This is a genomic window from Martinezella lusitana (genome assembly GCF_014207095.1).
In the GTDB taxonomy this organism is placed as follows: domain Bacteria; phylum Pseudomonadota; class Alphaproteobacteria; order Rhizobiales; family Rhizobiaceae; genus Rhizobium; species Rhizobium lusitanum_B.
The window spans coordinates 215,655-228,436 of the sequence record NZ_JACHBG010000003.1; the positions used below are offsets into that span (position 1 = coordinate 215,655).

Genomic DNA, 12,782 nt, shown 5'->3' on the forward strand with positions numbered 1-12,782 from the left:
AGCCCCGCGCTCGCGCGTCCCAGCAAAGGCTGCGCGACCTAAATCTCGTCGCGCAGGCGTATTGAACCGCTTTACGATTGCGGCGCACACAAGATCAAGAATCTGGAGTGCAGGACGCGAAGCTGAAAGGTCACGACCCGCCGACGTGCTTTAGAACAGAGCGTCAGCAAACAGCTCTTCTTCACTCACCGAAACGGAGCTGCTCTCGACAACCGGGCTTTCGGTGCCGAAGACAGCAGCATGTATCTCGCGTTCGGCGGCCATCGTATAGGTCTGGAAAATGCGCTCGGAAATGGTCGCCAGGGATGCCTCAAGCCCGCTCTTGTCCATGATCGTGCGGCGCTCAAGACCGGCTTCCCGCTCGCATGACGCCAGCGTTTCGCCAATTCCGGCGCGAAAATCCAGGCTGCCGACGATCTCGGCGACCTGAGACGTCATATCGTCGCCGCAGCGGCGAAGCTCCTTCACATTCGTATCCATGGAAACGCCGGCTTCGGTGATATGTAGCAGCGCGGCATCTATATGCGCGCCGAGGCCGGAGGCGTTGTCCGGCTCGTTGGTCTGCCGCCAGCCCTTCAAGCCAGTCGCCTCCGTTTCGAGCTTGCCCAGCCCGCTCAGAATCTTCTCCGCATCGTCGTCGAGCAGGGATGCGAAGGAGCGCAGCTCGCCGGCGACGACATTGATCGCGCGCCCTTCCTCTCCAAGCTTGCCGCAGCGCAAATTAGTGTTGAGGGCCATGTACTGGATATCGCGGCGCACAAGCTGAATGGTCTGGATGCTCGTCGTCAGCTCCTTGACCATTTCCGACGTCTTTTCGCTCAGCCGGTTGGCTCCGGCGGCAGCTGCTTCGATGCGATCGACGACGCTGCGAGCGGCGGAAAGATCGCCGCGCAACGAGTTGATCGGGCTTTTCCCGTCTTCGCCGCTCTGCGCCATCATCGTCTGATAAAGATCGAGCAATGTCCTGATATCGCCGCTAAAACTGCGGATATTATCGACGATTTTCGCAGTCTCGCGGTTGAACCCTCCCGTCGTCTCATCGAGCAGTTCGAAGATGAGGGTCATCACCAGCCCCGAAAGGCGCTGGCGATCGGCGGCCGCAAGCCCCATGGCTTCGCCGGCGAGATAGGATTCTAGGATCGAATGCGCGGCCTGGCAATGCTCAACCCGCTGACGCGTGATATCGCCAATCTGCATGGCGGAAAGCGTATGGGCGACCTTGTTCTGGATTTTCCGCGCAAGGACGGAAACGGTGTCGGCCAGCTCCGACAGGTTGCGGCGCTGCACCTGGATTTCATCGGCATTCGATACAAGGCGCGTCGCGATCGATGGGATGCCGGCAAGATATTGGCCAAGCGAGCTGTCTTCGCTGGCGGCGGCAGATTCGATCTGCGCCTCGAGCGAATGAATTTGTACCGACAGCGCCCTGACCTCCTTGGCAGCGAATTCTATACGCTCCACGATCTCGCTGGCGAAACTGGAGAAATCGGGGATCCTTGCGCCTGCAATTTTTGCCGTCGCCGCAAAGGTGCGCAGATAACGCAGCGTCTCTTCCATCGACTGGACATGTTCGCCAAGCGACCGGCCGGCCTGGCCGATGGTTGCGACGCATTCCTGGCGACGAGCCTCTGCCGGCGGCAGCTTGTGCAATAGCTCGACGGTCTGAAGCAGACGGCCCGTCGCTTCGGCTGCGTTTTCCTCCTTCAGGGAGTTGCCGATGTGCTCCAGCAAGCCGATCAGCTTAGCCAGTGCCTCCGTGACCGTAATCAGAACCGCGCCACCATCGAGAAAGCGTTGCTCGATCTGCAATCGGGCACCTTCCAGTCGATCGACGAAGCTATCCGCAGAAGTTGCAACTGTTCGGATCGCTGCTGCATACGCCATACTATTTTGGACCCCACCTAAAACCGTCCCGGGAAAACTAAGGCGAACTAAAAAATACGAAGTTAACGCGAAAGGCGAAACCGGCCGTTGTCTTGCCCCAATGCCTTCGATCAATCGTTGCGTAAAGCTCTAGGCAAGGCCGGATCCCTATATGCATAGTCAGACGCGCATCAGCGTCCCTTTGCAGACTAAAGGCTCTACTTACGATTTAAATTGCCGTGAGCCCGCTGAAGCTGATTGAAGAAGATGAATATTGCCGTCGACAAGTATGCATGGTCGTCCTGCGAGCCCACGGAGCTGCAGGAGAAACTAAGTGCTGCCGACATATCCGTCATCTTCGACAGAAAGCCGGAAAACCCGCATTTTCATATCGACGTCACGGTAGCGATGATCCGGGAAATGGCGGCATGGAAGATATTCTCGGAAACAGGCTATGAAATCCAATATCTGTTTCGCCCATCCGATCGCATAGAGTTGCATTTCGTCGAGAGCGGCACATTCCACATTGAAACGGAGAATCAGGAATTCACCGCAACGGCGGGGACAAGCTTCGTACTGCTGTCCTCAGGCGCCACAAGCGTCAAAGCTTCTCGAGGCGCTCGCAAGATCGCACTTGCAATACCGCGCATGCTTTGCCTGCCGCTGATCCATCTTGGAAACGACGATCTCGATGCATTCCTCCGACGCTTCGACCCGACGGCCGACATAGAGGAAAACGGCGTGCGTACCATTCACCGCATGGCGGCGCTGCTGGTGGAATCTGGCGACCATCCCTTTGCCGGCTCCCCGCTTGGCGCTTCGCTTTTCCAGGAGGCACTGATCACCGCTTTCGTGCAATCGTGGCCGAGATCGGGACAAAGGGCGATGATCCAGACCGCCCGGCCACGCAATCTGAAGCGGGCGCTGGATTGGATCCAGGCGCATCTCGCAGAAGAATTCAGCGTATCGGATATCGCCAGGAATGCGGGGCAGAGCGTGCGCAGTCTGCAGCTGTCGTTTCAGCAGAATGTGGGCATGAATCCGTTGAACTATGTTCAGCGCCTGCGGCTCCAGCAGATCCATCAGGACTTGCTTAACGGCGATGCCGACGAGAATATCTCCGAGATCGCTGCACGCTGGGGCTTCAGCCACATGGGATATTTTGCCGCCCGCTATCGTGCCGTCTATGGAGTGTCGCCGTCGTCGACGCGGAACAGCCGCAACCGAATGGGCACGACCGAGAGTATCTAATATCAGAAAAACGCAATTCTATCACTATATCGCAGTTAATTTCATAATAGACCACAAGTTGAAGGTGGATTTAATACACCGTTAGCCATTTAACGATTTCGTTACTCCAGCCAAGACTCACAATCATTGTGACGCGGCCCTTTCGTTCGAAAGGTCTCCAAACATCCAAACCGACAATCGTGAGTGGAGCCGCCTATGAGCTGCGGACGCTCCGCGGGGTAATTATGCGCGTCTTCGTCATCGATGACAGTCCTTCCGTTGTAGCCACGCTTCGCCGAGCCGTCGAAGCTATCAGTGGCAGCAGAGTCCTGTCATTCCTGCATCCCGCCGAGGCTCTCGATCGGCTGGAAGAGCAGGCGCCGGATCTCATTCTCGTCGACTACATGATGCCCGACATGACCGGCATCGAAGTTATCTCCCGCATGCGTAAGAATCCGCTTACGGCCCACGTTCCCGCCATCATGATCACCTCCCGCAAGGAAGCCGATATCAAGATGGCCGCGATGGAGGCGGGCGCTACCGAATTTCTGAATAAGCCGATCGATGAGGCGGAGCTGACGATCCGCGTGCGCAATATCCTCAGCATTGGAGAGGAGCGGTTGGCGCTTGCGAACAAGGCCGCCGCGCTGCAGCGCGACTTCAATGCTGCAATGCAGCGGATCGAACGACATGAAGAAGAGATCATCTGGCGCCTCTCCAAGGCGATCGCCTGCCGCCATGGCGAGACGGCAGACCATCTCGACCGGGTTGCGATCATCGCCCGCATGATTGCCGAGGAGATCGGGCTGGACGAAGGTCACTGCCGCACGATCTTTCTCGCCAGCGCCTTGCATGATGTCGGCAAGATCGGGTTGCCGGACGCCATTCTGTCCAAGCCCGGTCCATTGACTGCCGAGGAACGCAGGCAGATGCAGCGGCACACGGATTTCGGCGCGGAAATATTGAGCGAGAGCTCTAGCGAACTGATCCAGGTCGCCGGCAAGATCGCCGAAAGCCATCACGAGAAATGGGATGGCACTGGATATCCGAAAGGCATCGCTGGGGCGTCGATTCCGATCGAAGCGCGCGTGGTCGCCATAGCCGACGTCTTCGATGCCTTGTGCTCCAAACGATCCTACAAGTCGGCCTGGCCGATCGCCGACGCATTTCGGGAGATCGTCAACAGCAGCGGTACGCATTTCGATCCCGGCTGCGTGGCGGCTTTCTGCCGGCGCTGGATCGACATCAAGAGCCTCTTCGAAAAAGCACAAGACGACTCCACAATCACTGTTCCCACACTTCAGCTATCTCGAGGTTCGGCATGAGCGGACAAGCGGAAATCCTGCACCTTCATGGCCCTCTGACCATCAAGACCATCGCCAATGTGCGAGACATCATTCAGGTTTACCTTCAGGAGGCGGCCGCACTTCGGCGCTCCCTGGTCATCGATATTGATGGCAATGAGGATATCGACCTTACCCTCCCTCAATTGCTCCTGTCAGCACGGCATACCGCCGACCAGACAGGCGTGACCATTGCATTGAACAAACCCGCGGACGGCAATTTTCTGACCGTCCTGCAGCGAGCAGGTCTCCTTGGCGGAGATCAGCAAGAAGATAGCTTCTGGCTAAAAGGAAAAGCAGCATGAGCGCAAATATTCTCACCGTCGACGATTCCGCCAGCATTCGGCTGACCACGCGCATTGCCCTTACCAACGCTGGATATACGGTCACTGAAGCTGTCGACGGCGCCGATGGCCTCAACAAGATGAAGGGCGGCAACTTCGACCTGATCGTCACCGATCTCAACATGCCGAACATGGACGGGCTGGCGATGATCCGCGGCCTGCGTCAATTGCCGGCCTATATGGGGACGCCGGTTATCTTCCTGACCACAGAATCGGACGGCGATCTCAAGCAGCAGGCAAAGGCCGCGGGCGCGACGGGATGGCTGACGAAGCCTTTCGACCCTGAAAATCTCATCAAGATCGTGCGCAAGGTTTTGGGCAGATGAACGAACTCGATCCGATCGCCGTTTTCAGGACGGAGGCCGCCGAGCAGCTCGAACTGATCGAGGCCGGCCTCCTCGATCTGATGCGCGATCTGAGCGACAGAGCTCAGATCGATGCGGTCTTCAGGGGGCTGCACACCCTCAAGGGATCCGGCTCCATGTTCGGGTTCGATCAATTGGCCGCTTTCACCCATCATTGCGAAACCGCCTTCGACCGGGTTCGCAAGGGCGAAGCGCCCGCTACGAAAGAGCTGGTCGGCGCCGTTCTCGACGCGCAGGGCCATATGCAGGCGCTGCTCGAAAACCCGAATGGCGACCACGAGGCCATGAGTTCGGTTCTGCTGGACAAGCTGCGGCTTGCGGTCGGCGCGAATAGTGCAACAGCCACACCTGTTGCTGCGCCGATAGCCGCCGCCTCCGGCAATTCCAGCTCAAGCGCCGGCAACTCAAAGACATGGTATCTAAAGTTCACCCTGCCAGCCAATTCCATGGCCAACGGCACCAATCCGCTCGGTCTTCTCGATGAACTTCGCGATCTCGGCGAGTGCCGTATCGAAGCCGATATTGATGCTGTCCCCCCGCTTCCGGATCTCGATCCACGCTACCTCCATATCGGCTGGACAGTCCATCTGACGACGGAAAAGTCTCGATCCGACATCGAGGATGTTTTCATCTTCGTCATGGACGACATGACGATGGAGCTTCGCGAAATTCAGGCCGACCAACAACAAGCCCCTGCACCCGTCGTCGCGATCCCGCCGGCAAGCGTTGCAGAAGCACCGTCAAAAGCACCGACCCAGCAGTCAGACGCGGCTAAGGCCCATCCCGCGGATGCCAAATCGCAGAAGCAGGCCGACAATGTCCGCATTCCAGCGCTCCGCCTCGACGAGATGATGGACCGGGTCGGGGAACTGGTCATTGCCCAGTCGCGACTGAGCCAGATGGCGAATTCGGCTGCCGATCTCGGCCTGCGCTCGGTCTCGGAAGAGATCGAACGGCTCGCCGGCGAGTTACGGGACACGATGATGGTCCTGCGCATGATGCCGGTCGCCAGTCTCTTCAGCCGCTTCCGCCGGCTGGTCCATGATCTCGCTCGCGAGACCGGCAAGGATATCGAGCTCATTACCGAGGGCGAAAGCACCGAAGTCGGCAAGACGGTTATCGACCGGCTCGCCGATCCCCTCGTTCATCTCGTGCGCAATTCCATCGATCACGGTCTGGAAAGCCCGGACGATCGCATCGCAGCCGGAAAGCCATCTGTCGGACGCGTTATTCTCTCCGCCCATCAGACAGGCAGCGAAGTGATCATCTCCATCAAGGATGACGGACGTGGCATCGACAGGCAGCGAGTGCGCGCCAAGGCGGAAGCGAACGGCCTGATCCAGCCAGGTGCCCAGCTCACGGACAAGGAACTGCTGCAGCTCATTTTCCAGCCCGGCTTCTCGACCGCCGAGAAAGTCACCAACCTTTCGGGCCGCGGCGTCGGCATGGATGTGGTGAAGAAGACCATCGAGACGCTTCGCGGATCGATCGACATCGCAAGCGATTTCGGCAAGGGCTCCGACATTGCGCTACGCATTCCATTGACGCTCGCCATCATCGACGGGCTTCTGGTGCGGGTCGGCAACGGCCGTTATGTGATCCCGCTTGCGGCAGTCGAGGAATGCCTGGAGCTTTCGGTCGAGCAGGACCTGCGCTCGCGCGGCCGTAGCTTCATCTCGCTGCGCGACGACCTGGTGCCCTTCCTGCGGCTGCGCGAGCTGTTCCGCACCGGCACCGAGCCAGACCCCTATCAGAAGGTCGTGGTGATCTCTACCGGCAGCCAACGGGTCGGCCTCGTTGTCGATCAGATCATCGGCGACCACCAGACGGTCATCAAATCAATGTCGAAACTGCATGATCACGTCTCGACCTTCTCGGGGGCGACCATTCTCGGGGACGGCAACGTGGCACTGATCCTCGATGTCGTGCACCTGATCGCCGCCGGACAACATCAGGAGGCGCAATTGCGAGCTGCAGGATGATGGAAACAGACGTGAAATCCGACTATCGCGCCATCTGGAAGGACGCGGAGGAGCTCTCCGTTCTAACATTCAGCCTCAATGGCGAGACCTTCGCCATTGAGGCCGTCATCGTTCAGGAAATCCTGGATCTGCTGCCTGAAACCAATGTTCCCGGCAGCCTGCCTTTTGTCGGCAGCGTCATCAATTTCCGCGGCAAGGTCATTCCGCTTGCAGACATCCGCGTTGCCTTCGGCATGGAGCCGGGCAACGTGACGATCGACAGCCGCATCGTCGTGACCGCGCTGGAACTCGATGGCGAGACGACGCTGATCGGCATTCGAACGGACAAGGTCTACGAGGTCACGCAGCTATTGCGATCGGCGAGCGAACCGCCGCCGATCGTCGGCATGCGCTGGCGACCGGACTATGTCCAAGCCCTCGTGAAACGCGGCGGCGAATTCATCATCATCCCGAACCTGCAGGCGATCTTTTCTTCGCAACGCGCAGGCGCGGTCCGAGCAACAGCATGAATCTTCAAGGCAAGGGGGCTACAAGATGCGCTTTACTATAAAGCTCAAGCTGCTTCTAACATTTGCTGTCGTGATCGCCATGCTTCTTGGCACAGCTATCTACAGCGTCACCACACTCGGCCAGGTCAACGACAATTGGTCCGAGACATTGACGGGACCAGCCGAAAGGCTGCGCCTTGCACAGAACCTCGACATCGCCGTCCTGCAACAGTTGCGGCAGCAAAAGAACATGCTGCTGACAACATCGGCCGACGAAACCAAGGGCTACATCGCAAAGAGCGACGCGGCACGAGCCGAATTCGATGCCGATCTCGCGAAGATCCTCGCCAATACGACCGATCAGGACATGGCCCATTGGTCGCAAATCAAGGATCTCTCGGTCAATTGGCGCACTGCTGATGATCGTATTCGCAGCATGATGCTGGCAGGCAACAGCGCTGGTGCGCTTCAGATCTCGTCGACCGAAGCGCGCGAAACAAGCACTAAGATCGACAATGTGCTGGCACAGGTATTCGAAGCCGAGCGTGGGCGTTTGAAGCAGGCAGATGAGGACGCAGCCAATGCCTACACGCATGCACGCTCTATTCTGATCATCATCGCTTCGGTAGCATCGATCCTCGCACTCGTCTCAGCGATCTGGATCATTGTCTCGATCAACAAGGGCATCAACCGCGCCGTCAAGACCGTTCAAACGGTCGCAGAAGGCGATCTCACGGAATTCGCTGCAATCACCACCCGGGATGAAGTCGGCGATCTGCTTGGCCACGTCAATTCGATGATCGAGCGGCTTCGCGGCGTTGTTGCGGATGCGCTGTCGGCCTCGGACAATGTTTCCTCCGGCAGCCAGCAACTGTCGGCCGGCTCCGAGCAGCTTTCGCAGGGCGCCACCGAGCAGGCCTCCTCAGCCGAAGAGGCCTCCGCCTCGATGGAAGAGATGGCGGCCAACATCAAGCAGAATGCCGACAATGCCGCGCAGACCGAGAAGATCGCCCGTCAATCCGCCAAGGATGCCGAGATCAGCGGTCAGGCCGTCGATCGCGCCGTCAACGCCATGCGCACCATTGCCGAGAAGATCTCCATCGTTCAGGAAATCGCGCGCCAGACCGACCTGCTCGCCCTCAATGCCGCTGTCGAGGCAGCTCGTGCCGGCGAACATGGCCGCGGCTTTGCCGTCGTCGCCTCCGAAGTACGCAAGCTTGCAGAACGCAGCCAGGCGGCGGCAGCCGAAATCTCCAGCCTTTCCGGCGAGACCGTCTCGGTCGCCACCGAGGCCGGCGACATGCTCTCGCGCCTCGTGCCCGATATCCGCAAGACAGCCGAGCTGGTCGCAGAAATCTCGGCCGCCTGCCGCGAGCAGGATATCGGCGCATCGCAGATCAACGAGGCGATCCAGCAGCTCGACAAGGTGACGCAGCAGAATGCCGGCGCTTCCGAAGAGATGTCTGCAACATCGGAAGAACTCGCCGCCCAGGCCGAGGAGCTGCAGGCTTCCATCGCCTTCTTCAAGGTCGACCAGGCCAACGCCCGCAGCAAGGCCCAGCCGGCGCACAATCCCATCCATCATGCGATGGGTGCGGTCAAGGCCAAGCCAGCGGTCAAGGCACCGGCTACCAGGGCACCTGCCGCGCGCACAGACAACAGCGTCGCCGCTCAGCAGGCGCGTCTCAAGGGCTTCACCCTCGACATGTCCATGGGCGGACCGGACTCAGACGACAACGATTTTCGCCAGAGCGCCTGAGCACCTGGCTCGATATTGAGAGGATCTGGCGCCACCAGGCGCCAGATCAAAGGCCGGCGAATGCTACCGCGGGCCTCAAGAGCCGGTCTCCGGTTCGCGGAAGGGTGAATGTATCGGTCTTCGCGCATCCAGACGGTCTCCGTCTGACCTCATCAAACTTCGATCACAGAACCCTTCCCTTTCCAGGAATTCTTTAGAGATGCGCTTTACCATCAAACTGAAATTGACCCTCGCATTCGGCCTGCTGATCCTGATGTCGACCGGCATGTCGGCCCTTGCGATCATGAGCCTGTCTTCCCTCAACTCTGCCATCACCGACATCGTTCAGGGTCCGGCTGAAAACCAGCGCAACTCCGCTGATCTTTCATCTGCTGTGATGAACGCGATCGCCAACGAAAAGAACGCCGTTCTCAATACCGATCCGCAGGCAATTACCGGCTATGTCGATGAGGTCCGTGCGAACACGACAAAGGCAGAGCAGCTCGCAGCAAAGCTTGGACAGGACCCCGCGATCTCAGAAAGGGTTGCCGAATTCTCGAAGCAATATCCAGCCTGGAAGCAGATCGACGACCAGATCCTGAAGCTGGCGGTCGAGAATACGGCAGAAAGCAATCGCCGGGCCGGAGAACTCTCCATGGGTGACGGGCGCAAAGCCAGCATCGCCCTGCTGGGTGCTCTCGATACCGTCAACAAAGCCATCATCGCCGACTTGCATGCGACCGACCAGGCAACCGATGCGCAATATGCCTTTGCGCGCAATTTGTTGCTGACATCGCTGGCCGTCATGTTCGCACTGTCGACCGCCGTCGCCATCTGGATCGCGCTCGGCATCAATCGCGGGCTGAAGAAGATCCAGACGGTCGCCGAAGGCGTGGCGATCGGCGATCTCAACCAGAACATCGAAATCAAGACCAACGATGAGATCAAGGATCTTGTCAACACCATCAACGTCATGACTGGCAATCTGCGCAACACCGCAACCATCGCCGACCAGATCGCCAATGGCGACCTGACGGTGAAGCCGAAGCCGATGTCGGACAAGGACACGCTCGGCGTTTCGCTGCTGTCGATGGTCGAGCGGCTTCGCGGCGTTGTTGCGGATGCGCTGTCGGCCTCGGACAATGTTTCCTCCGGCAGCCAGCAACTGTCAGCCGGCTCCGAGCAGCTTTCGCAGGGCGCCACCGAGCAGGCCTCCTCAGCCGAAGAGGCCTCCGCCTCGATGGAAGAGATGGCCGCCAATATCAAGCAAAATGCCGACAATGCCGCCCAGACGGAAAAGATCGCCCGTCAATCCGCCAAGGATGCCGAGATCAGCGGTCAGGCCGTCGATCGCGCCGTCAACGCCATGCGCACCATTGCCGAGAAGATCTCCATCGTTCAGGAAATCGCGCGCCAGACCGACCTGCTCGCCCTCAATGCCGCTGTCGAGGCAGCTCGTGCCGGCGAACATGGCCGCGGCTTTGCCGTCGTCGCCTCCGAAGTACGCAAGCTTGCAGAACGCAGCCAGGCGGCGGCAGCCGAAATCTCCAGCCTTTCCGGCGAGACCGTCTCGGTCGCCACCGAGGCCGGCGACATGCTCTCGCGCCTCGTGCCCGATATCCGCAAGACAGCCGAGCTGGTCGCAGAAATCTCGGCCGCCTGCCGCGAGCAGGATATCGGCGCATCGCAGATCAACGAGGCGATCCAGCAGCTCGACAAGGTGACGCAGCAGAATGCCGGCGCTTCCGAAGAGATGTCTGCAACATCGGAAGAACTCGCCGCCCAGGCCGAGGAGCTGCAGGCTTCCATCGCCTTCTTCAAGGTCGACCAGGCCAACGCCCGCAGCAAGGCCCAGCCGGCGCACAATCCCATCCATCATGCGATGGGTGCGGTCAAGGCCAAGCCAGCGGTCAAGGCACCGGCTACCAGGGCACCTGCCGCGCGCACAGACAACAGCGTCGCCGCTCAGCAGGCGCGTCTCAAGGGCTTTACCCTCGACATGTCCATGGGCGGACCTGACGCCGACGACAACGACTTCAAGGAGAGCGCATAAATGGTCGCGACCAGCACCGAAGCTCAGTATGTGACGTTCGGCCTCGGCGATGAGTGCTTCGCCGTTCCGGTCGAAGTGGTCAGGGAAATCCTGGACCATCAAGATGCCTTCCGGATTCCACACGGACCGGACTATCTGCTCGGCCTGCGAGACGTGCGCGGTCAGGGCGTGCCGGTCATCGACCTGCGCCTTCGGCTCGGCATGTCGGCCACCGCCCAGACGCCGCATACGCGCATCCTCGTGATCGATATTCCGATCGCGGAGAAGGTGCTGACGCTCGGCCTGGTCGCCGATCGCGTCTTCGAAGTGACTTCGTTCAAGCACCAGGCAATCGAAAGCGCCCCCGACATTGGGGTGCGCTGGCCTTCCGAATATATCGCAGGCGTGGTGCGCCGTGACAACGGTTTCGTCGTCATCATCGACCTCGCCAAGCTGTTCTCGTTTTCAGACAAGGTGTCGTTGATGGGTGTCGGCGTGGGTCGAAACGCTTCAGAACTTGCCGCCGTTTGAATGAGACGTAACGTGCCAACGCAGGATGCGAGAAACTACATGGACAACGGGCTGAGCCGGCGGAACTTCGATCAGCTCGCCCGCTATATATATGATTACAGCGGCATCAAGATGCCCCCGGCCAAGCGCACTATGCTGGAGGGCCGCTTGAGACGGCGGCTGAGGGCGACCGGCATCGTCGACCTCGACGACTACTGCGACTATCTCTTCAAGCACGGCGGCATCGACCGGGAGGCCATTCACCTCATCGATGCCGTTACCACCAACAAGACGGACTTCTTCCGCGAGCCGAAGCACTTCGAACACCTCGAACGGTCCGCATTGCCCGAACTCATGGCGGCTGGCCACAATCGCCTGCGCATCTGGAGCGCCGCCTGCTCCGTCGGTGCCGAACCCTATACGATCGCCATGGTGCTGGAGGATTATCGCGAGGCTCGCGGTGCTCCGGACTACAGCATCCTCGCCACGGACCTGTCTACCGACGTTCTTAAGGCAGCGCGCAAGGGCATCTATCCAGTTGGGATGATCGATCCGGTCGACCATCAGAAGCGTATCCGCTACGTCATGGAGCCGCGCGATCCGCAGCGCGGCGAAGTTCGCATCCATCCGAAGCTGCGCGCGAAGATCGGCTTTGGCCGTCTCAACCTGATGGACCGCGCCTACGAGATCGGCGACAAGGTTCATATCGTCTTCTGCCGTAACGTCCTGATCTATTTCGACAAGCCGACGCAGGAAAAGGTGCTGGCGAGGCTCTGCGACAAGCTGGTGACGGGGGGCTTCCTCTATGTCGGCCACTCCGAGACGATCAGCGGGCTCAATCTGCCGGTGAAACAGGTCGCCAACACCGTTTTCCGAAAGGTCTGAGG

Annotated in this window: 11 protein-coding genes; 10 read left to right on the forward strand and 1 reads right to left on the reverse strand. The window is 59.5% G+C overall.

All coding sequences use genetic code 11. The annotated features are described in order from the left end of the window. Positions 1-150 precede the first annotated feature (150 nt). The gene (locus tag GGD46_RS09100; RefSeq protein ID WP_184703429.1) at positions 151-1,884 is read right to left on the reverse strand and encodes a hypothetical protein; all 1,734 of its coding nucleotides are present in this window, start codon (positions 1,882-1,884) and stop codon (positions 151-153) included. A 246-nt stretch (positions 1,885-2,130) separates the two neighbouring features. Between GGD46_RS09100 and GGD46_RS09105 the strand changes: the two genes are divergently transcribed. The 10 genes from GGD46_RS09105 to GGD46_RS09150 all read left to right on the forward strand — a co-directional run bounded on the left by GGD46_RS09105 (position 2,131) and on the right by GGD46_RS09150 (position 12,780). Beyond that, positions 2,131-3,114, forward strand: coding sequence for a helix-turn-helix domain-containing protein (locus GGD46_RS09105; RefSeq protein ID WP_246806265.1), 984 nt, complete (start codon positions 2,131-2,133; stop codon positions 3,112-3,114). A 224-nt stretch (positions 3,115-3,338) separates the two neighbouring features. After that, positions 3,339-4,418 (forward strand): HD domain-containing phosphohydrolase, encoded by a 1,080-nt coding sequence (locus GGD46_RS09110; RefSeq protein ID WP_184703431.1) that lies wholly within the window; start codon positions 3,339-3,341, stop codon positions 4,416-4,418. Continuing rightward, positions 4,415-4,741 (forward strand): STAS domain-containing protein, encoded by a 327-nt coding sequence (locus GGD46_RS09115; RefSeq protein WP_184703432.1) that lies wholly within the window; start codon positions 4,415-4,417, stop codon positions 4,739-4,741. Before GGD46_RS09110 ends, GGD46_RS09115 begins: the two co-directional genes overlap by 4 nt. Continuing rightward, positions 4,738-5,106 (forward strand): response regulator, encoded by a 369-nt coding sequence (locus GGD46_RS09120; protein ID WP_184703433.1) that lies wholly within the window; start codon positions 4,738-4,740, stop codon positions 5,104-5,106. The genes GGD46_RS09115 and GGD46_RS09120 overlap by 4 nt, the downstream gene beginning before the upstream one ends. Next, on the forward strand, positions 5,103-7,127 hold the full coding sequence (locus GGD46_RS09125) for a chemotaxis protein CheA (RefSeq protein WP_184703434.1): 2,025 nt from the start codon (positions 5,103-5,105) through the stop codon (positions 7,125-7,127). Before GGD46_RS09120 ends, GGD46_RS09125 begins: the two co-directional genes overlap by 4 nt. Next, positions 7,124-7,636, forward strand: coding sequence for a chemotaxis protein CheW (locus tag GGD46_RS09130; protein ID WP_184703435.1), 513 nt, complete (start codon positions 7,124-7,126; stop codon positions 7,634-7,636). Before GGD46_RS09125 ends, GGD46_RS09130 begins: the two co-directional genes overlap by 4 nt. Positions 7,637-7,661: 25 nt before the next feature. Next, entirely contained in the window at positions 7,662-9,374 is a 1,713-nt protein-coding gene (locus GGD46_RS09135; protein WP_184703436.1) for a methyl-accepting chemotaxis protein, read from the forward strand. 199 nt (positions 9,375-9,573) lie between these two features. Then, a complete protein-coding gene (locus GGD46_RS09140; RefSeq protein WP_184703437.1) occupies positions 9,574-11,406 on the forward strand; it encodes a methyl-accepting chemotaxis protein in 1,833 nt (610 codons plus the stop codon). Next, complete coding sequence (locus tag GGD46_RS09145; protein ID WP_184703438.1) at positions 11,407-11,916, forward strand: chemotaxis protein CheW; 510 nt, start codon at positions 11,407-11,409, stop codon at positions 11,914-11,916. Further along, on the forward strand, positions 11,917-12,780 hold the full coding sequence (locus GGD46_RS09150) for a protein-glutamate O-methyltransferase CheR (protein WP_210325506.1): 864 nt from the start codon (positions 11,917-11,919) through the stop codon (positions 12,778-12,780). Positions 12,781-12,782: the final 2 nt, after the last annotated feature.

Bases quoted from the DNA above. Each gene is read 5' to 3' on its own strand.
- GGD46_RS09105 (WP_246806265.1), top strand. From the start codon at position 2,131: ATGAATATTGCCGTCGACAAGTATGCATGGTCGTCCTGCGAGCCCACG.
- GGD46_RS09135 (WP_184703436.1), top strand. From the start codon at position 7,662: ATGCGCTTTACTATAAAGCTCAAGCTGCTTCTAACATTTGCTGTCGTG.
- GGD46_RS09120 (WP_184703433.1), top strand. From the start codon at position 4,738: ATGAGCGCAAATATTCTCACCGTCGACGATTCCGCCAGCATTCGGCTG.
- GGD46_RS09100 (WP_184703429.1), bottom strand. From the start codon at position 1,884: ATGGCGTATGCAGCAGCGATCCGAACAGTTGCAACTTCTGCGGATAGC.
- GGD46_RS09150 (WP_210325506.1), top strand. From the start codon at position 11,917: ATGAGACGTAACGTGCCAACGCAGGATGCGAGAAACTACATGGACAAC.
- GGD46_RS09115 (WP_184703432.1), top strand. From the start codon at position 4,415: ATGAGCGGACAAGCGGAAATCCTGCACCTTCATGGCCCTCTGACCATC.
- GGD46_RS09145 (WP_184703438.1), top strand. From the start codon at position 11,407: ATGGTCGCGACCAGCACCGAAGCTCAGTATGTGACGTTCGGCCTCGGC.
- GGD46_RS09125 (WP_184703434.1), top strand. From the start codon at position 5,103: ATGAACGAACTCGATCCGATCGCCGTTTTCAGGACGGAGGCCGCCGAG.
- GGD46_RS09110 (WP_184703431.1), top strand. From the start codon at position 3,339: ATGCGCGTCTTCGTCATCGATGACAGTCCTTCCGTTGTAGCCACGCTT.
- GGD46_RS09130 (WP_184703435.1), top strand. From the start codon at position 7,124: ATGATGGAAACAGACGTGAAATCCGACTATCGCGCCATCTGGAAGGAC.
- GGD46_RS09140 (WP_184703437.1), top strand. From the start codon at position 9,574: ATGCGCTTTACCATCAAACTGAAATTGACCCTCGCATTCGGCCTGCTG.